The following is a 16,330-nucleotide window of genomic DNA, read 5'->3' as shown; positions in this document are numbered from 1 at the left end:
TTATCTGAAAGAGTTCTTTCAATTGAACAACGTCCGTTATCGGACAGGGAAACGCGCGAAAGTTCACTTCGATTTACTTGTGCTTGTTTACAACGCTTCAAAACTAGCCGCCGATAGGATTGGGGCACGATTGAACCACATTCAAGCCGCATGATTCTTGTTTTTTGAAATACAATCTATAAATTCTGCCCTTGTTTGTATTTTTAAAAAGAGGAATTATGAAATCGATTCATATTATAACATAATTCATGTTCCTATATTCTAGAGTTTCAATTTAGCCGTTAAAGTGAGGAGAACTTGTGCCCAATTGGATAGCAACAGTTCATAGTAGCACGATAAGTTATTATTTAAAGGATAACCCTTCTTCCTCTAATGAACTTCTCATAGTAGGCAAGGAAGCTGGTCCAATCCCATGAAGTTTCAGGATTTCCTTTTCCGTGTACTTCGAAAGTTCTTGCAAAGTGTCAATTCCTTCGTGAATCAGTGCATTTCTTGCGGGCGAACTGAGTTTCGAAAGGAAGCCACTTGCAGGTTTATTTTCCTTATTACAAGTAGGGCAACTTGTGCATTCACTACTTTTGTAAAACGTATGTCCTTTTTCACAAACCTTTACTATTTTTTCTGCTGTCAATATAATACCTCCAAATTTTTCTCATACTAGCACCCATCCGCAGAATCACAACTACTGTAAACTATTATCTCTTCCATCCTAGATTTTACGTTTCCAATAATCCCATGCGTTCAAGTACTCCTCCAAATCATGTGGATGCACCTTTTTACAAATCCCAATCCGTGTGTATAACTGAAAAACGACTTCCTCAATAAGTCGAGATGTTGATATCTGTACATTCTCTAGTAGTGAAAACGAGGATAGCAAGGTTTCCATTGATAAATCATCCGGAGACGAGCAAAATGCATAGGTGAAGTCATACAGGACAGGACCAACCATCGGCGACGGATCAATGACACCCACAAGATTATTGTCTTGAAAGACAAAATTATGAACGCCTGTATCGCCGTGAAGATAATACTTCTCCTCCTGGGATTCATCCACAGCTAGTCTCTCAACAATACCTTTCATGCTCACATAATCCTCATTCGGCAATAAATCCCCAATGTTCTCATGCGCATATTCTAAGCTTTTCCTGTTGAAATCAAGCCATTGGTGACGAGGTTCTCCCCCTAATCTACCCCAAGCTGATGATGCATCTACTTTTTCGTAATGATTAAATAAACCTTGAACCAATCGCTTCATCCATACAGACTTCAATCCACGGTTGACGTGTGTATGTCCTTCTATGTAGTCATAGAGAAAAAAGTGCTTTTCTGGATCGACATAATGCACTTTGGGGAATAGGTCGATATGGGCATACGTGGTGAAAAAACGTTCAACCATTTCGATTCCATTCGGATGATCATATTTAAGCGTATAAAGTGGAGTATTATTTTCCGAAATGACATATACCTGTCCATCCGTTGTTCCGCTACGTAACTCATTGTTGTTATAGTTTTTATTTGGAATGATCCCCATGTCTATAAACGCTCTTACATTTTGGTTAACTGCGAAAGACCTTTCATTCCACATATCACTTTTGCATTTTGCAATGTCCGTCATTAATGCCCACTTCCTCAAATCCATTTTCTGTATAAAACGTCCTTAACTTCGGATGATTTGAAACGCAATCAAGACGGATTGTTTTATCGAGGTTTACTTCAATCCATTCTAATAGTTCTTGACCAATCCCTTTCCCCATATAAGCCGGCCGTACCGCTAACCGGTGTAGATATAGGACATCCTCATGATCTTCGCTCCCCCAAATATGCTGATCCCATCCACTTTGTGTTTCATAGAGCGTAAACGTAGCAATCAGTTCACCATCCAACCGGACCGCGTAAGTGGCTCCATCTAGAATAGCTTGTCGAATTTCTTCATCTTCTCCACCCGCTAATAAAAACCCCCACTGGTTAACTTCTTTAAATTTCAGCCAAGCTGCGACTTCTTTTAATAACTGAGTAACGGGTACAATATCGTCCTCTGTTGCTCTTTGAATTTGATAGTTTCCCTTCAACATACTTCCCCCTTATCTCCTTACTACTTCTCTTTAAAAAAGATATAATCCTCTTTTTCGAACAAAATAAAAGGAGATTCTAGTAGAAACATCGAATATATATTCCCATAAGAGAATGGGAGGAATTTAATATGAGCATTGATGCATTAGCAAAAAACAAAAAAAGTTGGGATGAGGTTGCCCCGCGATTTTTCGGTCGAAATCCACTTCCGGAGTATGGACCACTTGCTCCGCGGGAAGATGAATTGAACTTGCTTGGGGATGTGGCAGATGCGAAGGTGTTGGATATTGGTTGCGGAAGCGGCCATTCCTTACAGTATATGGACAAAAGAGGTGCAGCAGAGCTATGGGGGGTAGACCTGTCAAAGACACAAATTGAAACGGCAAAGGGTCTGCTAGCAGACAGTAACGCACCTGTTCATTTATTCGAATCGCCGATGGAGCAAAATCCTGGTTTACCTGAAGAGTATTTTGATATCGTCTATTCCATATATGCACTAGGATGGACAACTGATTTAGACAAAACACTTGCGAACGTAGCAAAGTATTTGAAAAAAGGCGGACTCTTCATCTTCAGTTGGGAACATCCATTACACAGCCGTGCGAGTTTTGAAAATGGAGCCCTTCATTTCAATAAATCCTATCACGAGGAAGGCCCTTATGATCATGAAGCGTGGCATGCGCCTGCAATCATGCAACAGTACAAAGTAAGTACATATTTGAATACATTAATAAGCCATGGATTCTGTATAGAGAGAGTAATTGAAGAAGTATCCTTGACGGAGCAAGATCGAGAAAGACATGCGAATCGATGGTATTCTTGCGAGAAGGCAATGATGCTGCCGACTACGTTGATTGTTAAAAGCAGGAAGATGTAAATATTATTTATAGAAGGATGTTTTAGTTTCAGCATGTTACTATAAAGGCAAAAGTTTGCTTTTTAATGAAAAACACGTCTTTGTCAGTTGCCGCAATTGCATTCATGTCTTTGGGAATCACAAGCGCATTGTATGTAGGCATTGCCTTGTATGTGGTGATGAATACACTCATGACGGTGTACGGCATTTTATACAACGCGCTGCTCATCGTGTTAGTAGAGGATAAGTTTAGGGGACGGGTTTATTCGTTGAACGGCGCAATCGCCACCTTCCTCATGCCCGGATTCGCCATCACGGGAGGCATTATCGCTGAATGGGGCGTTCCCGTCAATCAATTATTTATTGGGGCTGGCATTTGGATATTGCTACTTTCAGTCTTTTTGTTAGTTGATCGAGATATCCGTAGCATCCGAAAAGTTTCAGGAGAAGCAGTAGTTCATGGGATTTAAAAATAGTTGATGTAAATCGAGCATGGCATTAGAAATATAGCTCTCAATGAAAATCTTGGGAAGCATTCTTATGAGCAAACCCCATTTTCCCTACATACAGAGCACTATCGATGTGTCTCTTGGTGGTGCGCTTTATACATTTGTCTCCATTTATCACCAGTTAACCAATTTATAGGATGCATTAAATCAGCTAAAGCCTCCAATCCATCCCAATAGACAAAACCACATAATACCAAGCATCGTACAACTTGTTTTCATGTGGTTTTTCATATTATTTAATGTGTTTCTTGTACAGCGTAAATCAAGAAAGCACCTCTGTTCATTAATAGCAAAGGGGCTGTTAACAGTTGGTTCTAAGGTAGTATCCGTTAAGTGGTTTCTTTTCTATCCTCTTGTCAGGGTGAGTATTTAACGAAGATGGAATGAGAAATAGGATGCTTTCCACTTATGGTTGTACGCGGATATCCCGGATTTCCACAGCACGGAACGGACCAATGACTGTCCCTCTGTTTGGGGTTGAAAAAGTTTCCCTATCCGCCTGTACACGTCCACAACCTCGGTTGCGACCACATCCGCTATCCACGTGATCTTTTTTACCACAGCAAGCCATGTTAACACCCCCTTCGTTCTTATCGTATTCAAGAAAATGATGAACGGACGGGCAAGTCATTATCGGTTTTTCGTCTACCATGCATCACCCATTTCTCATCACTTTCTTTTAAACACGTTCCATAATGGCGAGTTTGTGTTTCTCTCTTCCTGCTCAATGGTTACTTCTGGAATAACTTTTGCGGAGGGTGTGGATGAAGGTGCATCTTGTACAGGTGTTGCAGTTTTTCGTACGACTTCCTGTGTAGCTCCTTCATGATTTCGCCATCTATCTATTTGTCGTTTGTCTTCATGTTCCTCTCCATCTTGTGTATGTGTCGCTTTAATGGATGCAGCCGTTACATGTGTAGGAGGTGGATAGTTGTAGCGATTGTGAAGTTGCTTTTGAGCCATTTCCATTGGCAGTTGATTGGCCATATGATGAAGTTGGCGGAATGATGGGACAGATGATTTCGATGCCGCTATGTGATCAACGTTTATATCCCCAGAAGAACTGCTCTCTTCAAGGTCCGCTACTTGCGTAGTCAACTCTTTAACGGTCTCTTCTATAGTAGTCACTTGTTTCGATAGGAAACGAAGTCCTTCTTCCAGCATTTTCGCCATTTCCTCCAATTGACCGTTCTGGGCTTCCACGCTTTTTTCGACTTTCCCCATCCTTCTCTTTAGATGAATGTCGGTTGTCGAACTATCCTTCTTTAATGAAGCAAGTGCCTGGCGATACCGCTCAATCTTTTTATTCAATTGTTCAATTTCTTCGTCTCGACGATCTTGTTTATCCATGAGTTCCCCTCTTTCAATTCCTTCTTGTCATTCCTATCTTATTACTGTGCGGATTATCCTGTGATTCCTGTCATATTTAATCCAACATGAAAGAATTCCAACTCGACCTTTTCTTTTGCCTAAGCAACTGTCGTCAAGGTACATATGATACGAATGCAAGGCTATTTAAAATACGGAGGTGACAATATAAATGAAAGAGAAAGTTCGTCCTGACCAGGAATTGATTTGTATTAATGTCGACAAGGTGTATGACTGGGTATTAAAAGAAAATACTTTTGATTTCACACCTCAAAGCCCATTGACATTCCCATCTGTTCCAGCAGGTGCTGATTTCCAAAATGCCACTTACACGTGTGAAGTACGTCCAGTACCACAAGCTGAAAATCCGGTTGTCATTTTAGATCGTGTAAATCGTGAATTCATCATTGATGGAAAACGTGTTTGCTTGCAACAGCTGACTATCCGTAAGAGATTCAGACTTGTCGTTGTCATGACATTGCCGAACGGTGAAGTATACCGCAGCACACCAATCGACGTAGCACGGTCTGAGCAAGTAATCCTTTGTGCTCCAGAAGACACAGAAGTGACAGTTACGTATACAGACTTGGATTGCTTCGTTAGCTCAACAGGTACCGTCACAAGAGGTGGTGCAGGCGCTCCAGAAACAAGAAACCTGTTCTATTTCTCCAACCTTGTCGTAACAATCAGAACGTGCCAAAGCATTCAGTCTACATTCCCAGTAACTGTGGAGTTTTTAGCAGACTTCTGCCACCCGCGTGCTGAGTTGGCAATTGGCTCATGCCCACTACCATCTAGGCCGCCACAATGCCACTCAATCTTCCCTGAATAATGACCGTCATAAGTGTACAAGTAGGCACATAGGATAAAGAGAGGGATTTTGCCCTCTCTTTATTTCTTGTATTGATGAATAGGAGGCTGAGAAATGCAATCCGATGACGTACGAAAAAAGTTAAAAACCCTTCAAGACGATACAGAATCGTATGTAGCGACCCTAAAAGAACTTCTATACAACCAAACGAATCGACCACAGTGTATCAGCTATTTTACATATGCTTTGCAGCTTTCCCACGATACGGAGCTGGAAAGTTTTTGTCTCGGATCTCTTCACATACACAATATTGGCAATCAACCTCTGACAAACCCTACCCTCCACCTTCACTTGTCTGATAAAGCGCCGTTCACACTTAACGGAAAATTTGTAAGCAACGCAACAGCCCTTTCTTCCCAATTAACGAATGGATGGGAACGGATAAATGACCGATCCGAAGAATCTGCGTTTCATTTAAAACCTATCGGCAAAACGTCGATTCAGCCTGGGGAAACACTGTCCTTCACAAATTTCCAACTGACATGGTCCCCTTCTGCATTTTATGCCGGCAGCGTAACCGCCACGTTATTTAGTGACCAACAACCAGACGGGGTAGATGCCCTTAATTCGATCAACATTAATGGTTCGATGACAACTGGAAAGGAGCAATGACGTGGACGCCCATTCTTTACAACAAGCATTTCACGACATGATTACTAACTTAACAAAAGATGTGTTGCACAATAAGTCGGAAGAGAAAGCGTCTACCAGCTATATGTATTTAGACGCTAAAACGATTAACCTCCTACTCCTCTATCTTCTGATGAATAAAGAGCTGCAACTGACGCGGTTGACGAATCGGAATCCCTCTTCGACTCTTGATAAGGAACTGATTGACGAACTCGACAACATGATTGTGAAGAACAAAAAGGCTTTTGAAGAGTTGCTCAATGAGATGAAAACAAATTTATAAGGAAGGTGCGCCATGAAGGATCTCGTCAATGAAGATCCCGTCCAATTAAAACAGACAATCATTTACTTACGTGCAGAATTGAATAAGTACCAGACGAAAGATGCCAAGGCAACGTCTGCATTCATTCACACCCTCCAAACTGAAAACAACCGACTGAAAGAGGAGCATCGACAACTGCTACATTCGTCAAAAAAACTTTCAAAACGCATGTCCCTCTATGAAAAAAGGATTGCCTCTTTACAAACGCAAAACGAGAAATTGCTTGGTCAATTGTCCGCCATGGAGAAGGCGTTTCAAGAAGGAATGTTGGCAGCCGTAGAACGAAATTACGGATTGGCGGAAGTCGTCAATGTGCTTCAACAGGTCGCTGAAAGAGTTGAAAATGATGACCTGTCTGAAGTGGTTCAACAGTTACAAGTAGTGATAGAGAAGATGGGGGTGGAAAAGAATGTTTCTATTCAGCTGATGGAAGCGTTACAAGTAACAATAGATAGAATTGCAGCTAGCAGTGGTGATCGTGTTGAGGTTGCTACGGGGAAAGTGATTGAACAGTTGCAAGGGATTGTTGGGAAAATGGAAACGTTAGAAAAGGGCAAGGATGTATGTACAAATGTACATGAAGAGATGCAGATAATTGGAGAGAGAATTTTAGCTGTCAGTGGTGATTGTGTCGAGGAAGCTACGGGGAAAGTCCTTGAGCAGTTGCAAGGGATTGTTGGGAAAATGGAAACGTTGGAGAAAGGCGATATGGATAGGCTTAATAAAACTTCAACGGCGCTGCTTCAAAAACTCGAGTCAATCGTTGAACGTATGGAGATTTATCAACAAAACGGCGGGAAAAAACTGGAGATGGTTGCTGCCCAACTACTAGAGAAGCAGCAGGTTGTCATTGAACAATTGGAAGGTTATAGAGTTGATGGAAAACTTAGCAGAGAACGACTGGATGCAATTTCATCTCAAGCCCATGAAAAGTTGAAACAAATCATCGATACACTGACAATTTTGCAAGGTGAAGGAAAGCAGAAAGAAGCCCTACTTGCATTGCTTGCGGATAAAAAGCAGCAAGTCCAAGCGTTGAACGTAGAATTAGATGAACAAAAAACGTTACAGCAAACTCAACGAGAACTCATTCAAGTGTTAGAAACCTACGTTGAGCGACTCGCCCTCGAACCCGAAGAACTGCACACCGACTCCATTTTACAACAAATCATTGCTCTGACCGAAGCATATGCCAATAAACGTCAAGATTAACGGTAAAGATAGCGCACGCGGCCGCTATCTCTCTTTTTTTGTGAATGAATGGTGGAAACTCGTTGCTTGGGCGTAGTTGGACTTGTTGTTAGTAGTGATTTTCGATGGTTATCGTCACTTGGGGGGAGTTTATCACCGCTCATTGGCTAGTTATCACCGCTTGTGTACACTTTATCACCGCTTGCCCAGTTTCTTACAACTACACACTTTAAAATTGAGCAGATTCCGCGGGTTACAACCAAATGATTATGGTGGAAATGTGTTATCACCGATTCGGAGGAGTTTATCACCGATTCGAAGGGGTTTATCACCGATTCGAGAGACTTTATCACCGTCTCGCCAAGTTCACCCGGCCAATGAAATGAATTTGCAGCGGACAATGGATCCTACTATGGAGAGGGCGGCCTCTTTAAACTATTCGATCGAGTTATCACGCTGAAGCATGCTGCTAGTTGGTCGTAAATGTGATTTATCACCGCTCATTGGCTAGTTATCACCGCTTGTGAACACTTTATCACCGCTTAAGATGAGTTTATCACCGCTCGCAAGCACTTTATCACCGCTTAAACTACTTTTATCACCACTCGCCCAGTTTCTTACAAATACACACCTGTAAATTGAGCAGATTGAGCGGGTTACAACCAGCTTATTATGGGGGAATTGCGTTACCACCGATTCTAGACGGTTTACCACCGGTTCGGAGCACGTTACCACCGATTCCAGGCAGTTTACCACCGGTTCGACCTACTTTACCACCGATTCTAACCACTTTACCACCGTCTCACCAAGTTAACCCTACCTGTGAAACGACCGACCGCTCGCACACAAACACTCGCTCCCGCATCCCTCTCAAAAAAAGCGACACACACAGGTCCCCCCGTATGCATCGCTACAAAACCATCAACTATATACAGGCTGATCTTGAAGTCGTAACTTGAAATCTAGATGGGCGGTGTAGTAATCCATGGCCAACCCTTTTTCTGCACCGTCGTGTTTTTCCAATTTTGTTATGAGTGTTCCGCGTACGCCATTTGCGACGTCATTGTCCAAGTATTGATTGCCTTCGAAGAAGACTTGGGAGATGAGGTTGTCGCCGTTTTGTGGTTTGAAAAGCAAGTGTAGATGCGCTGGTCTAAATGGATGGGAGTCGATCCAGTTAAGGAATTTTCCTGTTGGTCCACCTGTTGGAATGGAATAGTCACCAGGGACAATTGTTTGTACTTCGAATTTGCCGTTTTCGTCGGTAAATAAAACGGCACGTAAGTTGTCGGCAGGAATGCCTTCTGCAAAGCCTGAGTATTCGCCGTTTGCATCGGCTTGCCAAATGTCGACTTTCGTATTGGCGAGCGGATTCCCTTCTACATCCGTAACGGTTCCGGAGAAGAAGAACACATCGCCCTTTTCGTCTTCTCGCATTGGCATCGCGCCTTTATTTGGGATTTCTTTTGCATTCTCCAAGTAGAACGGCCCTAGAATTGTCGGCTCAGTTCCTTCTACGTTTTTGTACATTTCTTGAAGAGCATGTGTCTCAAAGAACACGTCCATGAATAATGGGATTTCTCCAGCTTTCCCTAATTCGTCCAACCAGTTGACAAGTGCGTGGTAATCGTTATGATCGAGCTCATGCTCACGAATTAACTCCTTAAACTTCACGACCATTCCATTGTACACATCTACTACTTTTTGATTCATACCTTCATCCTTTCCAATTTGGATTTTCGATTATCGTTGAAATGCCCATTCCACCTGCGATGCATAACGTGACGAGACCATACCGCTTTCCCGTCCGTTCTAATTCATGCACCAACTTTGTCAGTAATATCGCACCCGTTGCGCCAATCGGATGCCCGAGTGCAATCGCCCCTCCGTTTGGGTTCACTTTATCGAGATCTAGACGTAACTCCTTTATTACTGCCAATGCTTGAGCGGAGAATGCTTCATTTAATTCCACAAGATCAAGGTCTTGAATTGTCAATCCCGCTAAAGCAAGGGCTTTTATCGTAGAATGAACAGGTCCGATGCCCATTCGATCTGGTGACACTCCAGAACTAGCTTGCGCGATGATTCTCGCTTTTGGCCGCATGCCTAAACGAGCTGCCTCTTCTTCTGATGCAAGTAATAACGCTGCTGCACCGTCATTGCGCCCGCTGGAATTCCCTGCAGTAACCGTGCCACCTTCCTTAAAAACAGGCTTGAGGCGACCTAACTTCTCCAAGCTCGTCTCTCGCGGATATTCGTCTGTTTCAAAACGGATATGTCCTTTTTTCAACTTCACTTCAACTGGCACAATTTGCGGTTGAAATATGCCTACCTGGATCGCTTTCCTAGCATTCTCCTGGCTTCTTAATGCAAACTCATCCTGTTCTGAGCGCGAAATTCCATAGATTTCCGCCAAATATTCTGCCGTCATGCCCATCGTCAAATTGCCGTATTCCTCAATTGGTTGAGACCCGGGTTGACTTTCGGTGTTCGGATCGAGTAACAGTCCATTCCCAGCGCGGTATCCATACCGAGCATTCCGCAAGTAGTACGGGGCAGTGGACATTGACTCCATCCCTCCCGCAACGAGGACCCGTCCTTCACCACTTCTAATTTGTTGAGCGGCTGAATGAATGGCTTGGCTACCCGAACCGCATTGCCGTTGGATCGTATAGCCAGGAATTGTGACGGGTAGCCCAGCTCGTAGCAACGCAACCCGCGCAGCATTGGAAGCATCTGCGCTTTGCTTCGCCTGCCCCATAATGACTTCATCTACAGCATCTCCGGATATTCCAACTCGATCAATTACTTCCCTTATTACCGTCGCGCCGAGATGATCGACAGGCACATTAACTAGTGACCCGCCAAGTGTTCCAATAGCTGTTCGAACCGCTTCCAATATGACAACAGTTGTCAATGAATCACCTCCCTGTCACAAATCCCTCGCATAATGAAAGATTTTCTCCTTGTCCATTTCCATTCCAAATCCTGGACCTGAGGGCACAACGATTTGGAAATTTTCATATACAATTGCATTTGCCGTTATTGTATCTGTAAACAAAAGAGGGCCGAACAGTTCTGTCCCGTATTTCATTTCAGGTATCGTCGAATACAGTTGTGCAGCAATCGCTGTTCCAAGAGAAGACTCAATCATTGTTCCCCCGTATAAGCCGATGCCTGCCGCTTCTGCAATGGCAGCAACTTTTTTCGCCGCTGTAAGGCCGCCCGCTTTTGCAGGTTTGATTGCAAACACATTCCCTGCACGCTTTTTTGCCACTTGAAAAGCTTGTTCTATTGAACTAAGCGATTCATCCGCCATGATTGGTACGTTGAATTTTGATGTCAGACGGGCCATTCCTTCTTTATTCCAGCTAATCAATGGTTGTTCAATCAAGTCCACACCACCGTCTTGCAGTGCCTCAATGCAATACAAAGCTGTCACTTCATCCCAAGCTTGATTGACATCGACTCGAATGCTCGCAGCTTCACCAACCGCCTCTTTGATGGCAAGTACGTGCGCAACATTCCGTTTTGGGTCACCGACACCGATTTTCAGCTTGAAAATATTATGCCGTTTTGCATTCAAACTTTCTTGCGCTTCTTCGATGTCCCGTCTTGTATCCCCACTTGCAAGTGTCCAAGCGATTGGCAATGAAGTATGAATTTGGCCACCGAATAATTCGTAAGCAGGAATACCTCTCGATCTTGCCGCTAAATCGACAACCGCAGCCTCGACCGCCGCTTTTGCGAACCGATTGCCGACGACATGTTGGTTGACGGTATACGCAATTGCATCAAAGTGAGCTGGATTTTTACCGATTACATGCGGCGCTATATACTTTTCTATATTGACTTTGATTGCTTCTGGTGTCTCTTCAAAGTAAGACGCGCCACCGATAGTCGCCACTTCTCCCCAGCCTTCGAGGTCGCCTTCCCCTTTGACACATACAAGAATAATCGTTTGCATGACGATTGTATGCATCGCAAGCTGGTGGGGGCGGATTGTCGGAAGATCGACGATGTACACTTCGAGCGATTCAATATTCAAGCTAGACAGCTCCCTTCAATGAAGGAGGCATCTGTTTTCATCTTCACATCATCAAGGGTGGCACCAGGCATGAGTTCCGTTAGAACGAGTTGACGATCTACCACTTTAAAAACCGCCAACTCCGTAATGATCATGTCAACGCTTCGGGTGGAAGTAATCGGAAATGTACATGCTTTCATTAGCTTACTGGCACCATCTTTCGTCGTATGGGTTGTCGTTACAATCACTTTCTTGGCACCGACTAATAAATCCATTGCGCCCCCAACACCAATAATGTTTTTACCAGGGATTGCCCAATTCGCAATTCTCCCCTTTTCATCGACTTGAAGAGCACCAAGAATCGCACAATCGACGTGTCCTCCTCGAATCATTCCAAACGACGCTGCACTATCGAAAAACGCAGCACCTATGCGCTCCCCAACCGGCAGTTTACCTGCATTTACGAGGTTCGGATCGATTTCAGCCGCTTCCGACACACCAAGCAAACCGTTTTCCGTGTGAAAGTGTATTCGATCGTCTTCAATATACTTTGCAACGAATGTCGGTATGCCGATGCCTAAGTTCACAACTGAGCTATCTGTTAATTCACCAGCAGCACGCTTAGCAATCAATTCTTGAGCATTCTCGATCGACGACACCTTCCTTCGTCAATAATTTCTGTGCAACAAGTAGTCGATCCACGAATAAATGAGGGGTCACAATCTCTTCAGCAGACAACTCGCCTGGCTCAACAATTTCATCCACTTCAGCGATGACCAAATTAGCAGCCGTCGCCATGATCGGGTTGAAATTCCGTGCTGTCTTGTAGTAGATGAGATTTCCTAGTGTATCCGCTTTATGGGCACGAATGAGCGCCACATCTGCACGAATTGCAGGTTCAAAAAGATAGCGCTCACCGTCAATTTCTCGTTCCTCTTTCCCATCAGCAAGCTGTGTACCGACACCCGTTTTCGTATAAAAACCGCCAATACCAGCACCTCCAGCACGCATCGCTTCCGCTAACGTTCCTTGCGGCAACAATTGCAAGTGAATTTCCCCGCGTTGATACGCCTCTCCGACTTCACGATTGCTCGTAAAATAGGAACCTATCGCCTTGCGAATTTTCTGCTGGCGCAGTAAAACGCCTAACCCTTCACCTGCTTCTCCTAGGTTGTTACTTATGACTGTTAAGTCCGATACATCTTTTCTCGTCAGCCCATCAATTAATGTCAACGGTGCACCAATGAGGCCAAACCCGCCAACCATAATCGTCTGGCCGCTCTCCACACCAGACAAAACCGATTCTACAGAATCAAAGCGCATCGCCATCACATCATCCTCCAACGGTCAACCAATCACTCGTCTCAAACCAAGCAGGAATTCCAGCGGTCAATAAACAGATCAAACCAACTTCTACTAATTCATCTTCCGTTGCGCCAAGTGCTCTAGCGCGTTCAAACCACTCTGCAGATTCAAACCCTTGTAGCTCCGCGCAATAAATCCCGACCATCAGCATCGCTTTCATTTTCGAACTGACAATTCCACTTTCTAACAGAAGCTCCTTACGTCGGTCGCCAACCATACCTAACACATCTCTTATATAAGATGTATCTTCGTCTTTGCTAATGGATAGCAAGTAGCTGAGCAGTTCATCCATTGATGCATAATCAGACAAGTGTTCATTCGGTGTCCCTTGTAAAGAGAGCGCATAGCGGAGCGCTTGAATGCCTGTTTGTACCGATTTCGACCCTCCATACACATAGGGAACTAACAAAAATTCTGCAAGTTCAAGAACAGTTGCACCACCAGCGATTGCTCCTTTAGTGTGATACACCATACTTCGTTCGTAGCATCTTGCTGCATTGATGCCCACAAGCAAAAGGTCTTTATCTTTTGTCGATAATGCACCGTCCTGCATGATTGTGCTTCGCAAATTCGTGTAGTGGTCAAGTGCCTCAGGACGGTAATTATGCATTTTCCTTACCCATTCAGGTACAACACCGTATACTTCCTTGAAGTAATTCAACCCATCACTCATTTACATGCACCTCCTTCAAAAACGTTTGAATGGTTTCGATAATCGCAGCCTGTTTTGTAAACATCATCGTGTAATGATTGCAATCCGACGTGTATGTTACGAGTTTTGGTGTAGCTTGTATCGTCTCTACAAAATCCTGTCTTTCGAAAAAAGGTGGGAATGGACCGATGTTTCCAGTTGCCTGAACGAGCAACGTACTACAGTTCACTGCCGACAGCACTTCCTTTGGGTTGAATGAATAAAAACTGTCAAAGTCCTCTTGAATACATTGTCCAAAAGACTTATGCACCCACAAATTGTCGACTTCATGTATGTCATATTCAACGATTGCTTGCACAGCATCCGTCCACTCAACACCTAATCGGCCGTAAATTTGTTTTACTTCTTCTACATATGCTCGTTTTGTTTCGTACGTTTTCTGTAATCGACCAAGTGAAGGCTTTACAATTGCCTGTTGGCGTTCAGACATGCGAGCAGCCCCGTCCAGGAGAATAAGTCCTTTCACAGTCTCCAATTCGCTCGCAACAATCGCAGAAATGAAGGCCCCCATCGAGTGCCCTAGCAAAATTTGATTTTTAATAGCTAAGTGTTCAATCAAGGCCTTCACATCCTGCGCATGCGAAAAGATAGAGGGGACGTCATCCATCCCCGAACTATTTCCCCTTCCTCTCAAATCGATGGAAATGAAACGATACTCTCCTTGCAATGCCTCGGCATAATGATGAAAGTTCTTGTGCGTACCGGTTAAGCCATGAAGTGCAAGGATCGTCCCCTTTTCACCTGGATAATCCGCAACTTGAAAGTGTTTGCCTGCTCGTTCAATTGTGTATAATTGGCACGTCATTTTTTAAAATAACTCACATCATCGGGATTGATCCACGTGTCGTTCGTCCACCCGTTAATGTCATAGTCGTTCATGCATTCTTCAGCGAACTTTTCGAACTGATTCGCTTGCCCGCTCATATTCGCGACGACCAAGTTTTCAAGTCGGATATTTTCGTGATTTCCTGAATAATTCCGCTCGTATAATTCGTGCCTGCCGCCATATTCCGTTCCGATAACATCCCACAGCAGCTTAATGAGTTTGATTTTCTCTTCGGCGTTCACCCCATAGGAGCCCCTATATAATTTATCCAACAGCGGGCGCAGTTCAGGATTTTGGAAATCCTTTGCACTAGACGGTTGGGCGATCAAACTGCCTGCAACGACATTCTCAATAATCTCCTTCACGCATGGCCACCCTTCGGACATGAACATCCGGTAGGCCAAACCATAATTCAAATTCGGTAGCTTTGAACCGTTTCTTCCTTCATCCGGATTGAGCGCCATTGCGTCACTTAATGCCCAGAACATATTCTTCCAAGCAAGCACTTCCCCGACATTCACTTGTACACCACGGAATTGGTCGGACCCGTTCATCTTCACCGCTTTCAGCAATAAACCTGAAACAAAATCAAGTTTGACAGCGAGACGTGTCACGCCATGGAAAGTAAATCGATTCAAGAATCCGCTTTCTGCGAAGAAATTGTTCACTTTCTCCACATCTTTATAAATAATGATGTTCTCCCATGGAATGAGCGCATTATCAAAAATGAGCACAGAGTCGTTTTCATCAAATCGACTGCTCAATGGATAGTCAAATGGGCTACCCATTACAGCGGCATTCATTTCATATGAAGCTCTGCTCACAAGCTTCACGCCAGGCGTGTCCATGGCCGCGACGAACACGAGTGCAAACTCTTCTTTTTGAATAGGTGCTGCACCATAGTGCGCGACAAAATTATAATTCGTCAATGCAGAACCCGTCGCCACCATTTTCGCTCCGCTAACGATGACCCCCTGATCCGTCTCCCCAACAGCTCGGACAAAAATATCCGAAACCGCCTCTAATGGCTTATGCCGATCGACTGGTGGATTAATGATGGCATGATTGAAAAACCAGTTCCGTTCCTGCGCTTCCTTATACCAACGACGTGCATTATCCGCATACTTTCCGTAGTACTCCGGATCCGACCCAAGCGTTGCAAGGAATGCCGCTTTATAATCCGGCGACCTGCCCATTTGCCCATACGTCATCCGTGCCCATTGTGCAATGGCATCACGCGAAGCTAACAAATCTTCTGCACTCTTGTCCACACGGAAATATTTCTGTGTAAAGCCCCCATTGCCCGTGTCCGTCTCAACTGTCAAAACCTCTTTTGTCTTTTCATCATGGAGCGCATCATACAACCGAGCGATTGACCTCGCTGCATTCCGGAATGCCGGATGCGTCGTCACATCCTTCACCTTCTCACCATGCAGCCAAATCTCCCTTCCATCCTTCAGACTTTCTAAATACTCTTTCCCTGTTAACGGCAATAACGTTTTTTGTTCTTGTTGAATTTTCAACCAATCATCCTCCTTGTCCCATTACAACCATTCGTATGCTTGTCTACGGGGAAACATGCG

20 protein-coding genes and 1 pseudogene are annotated in these 16,330 nt (G+C 44.1%); 8 read left to right on the top strand and 13 right to left on the bottom strand.

Annotation, left to right across the window (positions count from 1 at the left end):
* Positions 1 to 154: pseudogene (locus QT711_RS13495) on the top strand (IS5/IS1182 family transposase); the annotation flags it as partial.
* A gap of 189 nt (positions 155 to 343) precedes the next feature.
* On the opposite strand, the gene QT711_RS13490 reads toward QT711_RS13495, so the two are convergent.
* From QT711_RS13490 to QT711_RS13480, 3 genes are all read right to left on the bottom strand, one after another.
* Positions 344 to 631: an RNA polymerase alpha subunit C-terminal domain-containing protein gene (locus QT711_RS13490; RefSeq protein WP_317945053.1), complete on the bottom strand. Its 288-nt coding sequence runs from the start codon at positions 629 to 631 to the stop codon at positions 344 to 346.
* Positions 632 to 709: 78 nt separating this feature from the next.
* Complete coding sequence (locus tag QT711_RS13485) at positions 710 to 1,615, bottom strand: aminoglycoside phosphotransferase family protein (RefSeq protein ID WP_317945051.1); 906 nt, start codon at positions 1,613 to 1,615, stop codon at positions 710 to 712.
* Complete coding sequence (locus tag QT711_RS13480) at positions 1,587 to 2,069, bottom strand: GNAT family N-acetyltransferase (RefSeq protein WP_317945050.1); 483 nt, start codon at positions 2,067 to 2,069, stop codon at positions 1,587 to 1,589. Before QT711_RS13480 ends, QT711_RS13485 begins: the two co-directional genes overlap by 29 nt.
* Before the next feature lie 131 nt (positions 2,070 to 2,200).
* Between QT711_RS13480 and QT711_RS13475 the strand changes: the two genes are divergently transcribed.
* Together QT711_RS13475 and QT711_RS13470 are read left to right on the top strand one after the other, a co-directional pair.
* Positions 2,201 to 2,947: a class I SAM-dependent methyltransferase gene (locus QT711_RS13475; protein ID WP_317945048.1), complete on the top strand. Its 747-nt coding sequence runs from the start codon at positions 2,201 to 2,203 to the stop codon at positions 2,945 to 2,947.
* A 65-nt stretch (positions 2,948 to 3,012) separates the two neighbouring features.
* Positions 3,013 to 3,396 (top strand): MFS transporter, encoded by a 384-nt coding sequence (locus QT711_RS13470; RefSeq protein WP_317945047.1) that lies wholly within the window; start codon positions 3,013 to 3,015, stop codon positions 3,394 to 3,396.
* A 445-nt stretch (positions 3,397 to 3,841) separates the two neighbouring features.
* Here the strand turns inward: QT711_RS13470 and QT711_RS13465 are convergent, their stop codons facing one another.
* Positions 3,842 to 4,006: a hypothetical protein gene (locus QT711_RS13465; RefSeq protein ID WP_317945045.1), complete on the bottom strand. Its 165-nt coding sequence runs from the start codon at positions 4,004 to 4,006 to the stop codon at positions 3,842 to 3,844.
* Positions 4,007 to 4,104: 98 nt separating this feature from the next.
* Positions 4,105 to 4,785, bottom strand: a complete 681-nt coding sequence (locus QT711_RS13460; RefSeq protein ID WP_317945044.1) for a hypothetical protein — start codon at positions 4,783 to 4,785, stop codon at positions 4,105 to 4,107.
* A gap of 190 nt (positions 4,786 to 4,975) precedes the next feature.
* Here QT711_RS13460 and QT711_RS13455 point away from each other — a divergent pair, with 190 nt between their 5' ends.
* The 5 genes from QT711_RS13455 to QT711_RS13435 all read left to right on the top strand — a co-directional run bounded on the left by QT711_RS13455 (position 4,976) and on the right by QT711_RS13435 (position 8,277).
* Entirely contained in the window at positions 4,976 to 5,635 is a 660-nt protein-coding gene (locus QT711_RS13455; protein WP_317945043.1) for a BMQ_0737 family morphogenetic spore coat protein, read from the top strand.
* A 93-nt stretch (positions 5,636 to 5,728) separates the two neighbouring features.
* Complete coding sequence (locus tag QT711_RS13450; protein WP_317945042.1) at positions 5,729 to 6,286, top strand: hypothetical protein; 558 nt, start codon at positions 5,729 to 5,731, stop codon at positions 6,284 to 6,286.
* Between the two features lie 37 nt (positions 6,287 to 6,323).
* Positions 6,324 to 6,587 (top strand): hypothetical protein, encoded by a 264-nt coding sequence (locus QT711_RS13445; protein WP_317945040.1) that lies wholly within the window; start codon positions 6,324 to 6,326, stop codon positions 6,585 to 6,587.
* Positions 6,588 to 6,599: 12 nt separating this feature from the next.
* Entirely contained in the window at positions 6,600 to 7,838 is a 1,239-nt protein-coding gene (locus QT711_RS13440) for a coiled-coil domain-containing protein (RefSeq protein WP_317945038.1), read from the top strand.
* 214 nt (positions 7,839 to 8,052) lie between these two features.
* Positions 8,053 to 8,277 (top strand): hypothetical protein, encoded by a 225-nt coding sequence (locus tag QT711_RS13435; RefSeq protein WP_317945036.1) that lies wholly within the window; start codon positions 8,053 to 8,055, stop codon positions 8,275 to 8,277.
* Positions 8,278 to 8,738: 461 nt separating this feature from the next.
* On the opposite strand, the gene QT711_RS13430 is transcribed toward QT711_RS13435, so the two are convergent.
* From QT711_RS13430 to QT711_RS13395, 8 genes are read right to left on the bottom strand one after another with little or no spacing between them, the layout of a single operon-like run.
* Complete coding sequence (locus QT711_RS13430; RefSeq protein ID WP_317945034.1) at positions 8,739 to 9,530, bottom strand: dioxygenase family protein; 792 nt, start codon at positions 9,528 to 9,530, stop codon at positions 8,739 to 8,741.
* 4 nt (positions 9,531 to 9,534) lie between these two features.
* Positions 9,535 to 10,734, bottom strand: coding sequence for a thiolase family protein (locus QT711_RS13425; RefSeq protein ID WP_317945032.1), 1,200 nt, complete (start codon positions 10,732 to 10,734; stop codon positions 9,535 to 9,537).
* Between the two features lie 15 nt (positions 10,735 to 10,749).
* Positions 10,750 to 11,865 carry a muconate/chloromuconate family cycloisomerase gene (locus tag QT711_RS13420; protein WP_317945030.1) on the bottom strand — a complete coding sequence of 372 codons (1,116 nt, stop codon included), beginning with the start codon at positions 11,863 to 11,865 and terminating at the stop codon, positions 10,750 to 10,752.
* Entirely contained in the window at positions 11,862 to 12,476 is a 615-nt protein-coding gene (locus QT711_RS13415; RefSeq protein ID WP_317945028.1) for a 3-oxoacid CoA-transferase subunit B, read from the bottom strand. Before QT711_RS13415 ends, QT711_RS13420 begins: the two co-directional genes overlap by 4 nt.
* Entirely contained in the window at positions 12,466 to 13,173 is a 708-nt protein-coding gene (locus QT711_RS13410) for a CoA transferase subunit A (protein WP_398296117.1), read from the bottom strand. Before QT711_RS13410 ends, QT711_RS13415 begins: the two co-directional genes overlap by 11 nt.
* Positions 13,174 to 13,177: 4 nt before the next feature.
* Positions 13,178 to 13,882, bottom strand: a complete 705-nt coding sequence (locus tag QT711_RS13405; protein WP_317945026.1) for a carboxymuconolactone decarboxylase family protein — start codon at positions 13,880 to 13,882, stop codon at positions 13,178 to 13,180.
* The gene (locus QT711_RS13400) at positions 13,875 to 14,726 is read right to left on the bottom strand and encodes an alpha/beta hydrolase (RefSeq protein ID WP_317945024.1); all 852 of its coding nucleotides are present in this window, start codon (positions 14,724 to 14,726) and stop codon (positions 13,875 to 13,877) included. Before QT711_RS13400 ends, QT711_RS13405 begins: the two co-directional genes overlap by 8 nt.
* Entirely contained in the window at positions 14,723 to 16,264 is a 1,542-nt protein-coding gene (locus QT711_RS13395; RefSeq protein WP_398296125.1) for a 4-hydroxyphenylacetate 3-hydroxylase family protein, read from the bottom strand. The genes QT711_RS13400 and QT711_RS13395 overlap by 4 nt, the downstream gene beginning before the upstream one ends.
* Positions 16,265 to 16,330 lie beyond the last annotated feature (66 nt).

The organism is Sporosarcina saromensis (assembly GCF_033253735.1).
Taxonomy (GTDB): Bacteria; Bacillota; Bacilli; order Bacillales_A; family Planococcaceae; genus Sporosarcina; species Sporosarcina saromensis.
The sequence above is the reverse complement of the archived record's forward strand: the minus strand, read 5'-3'. Positions and strand labels throughout refer to the sequence as shown.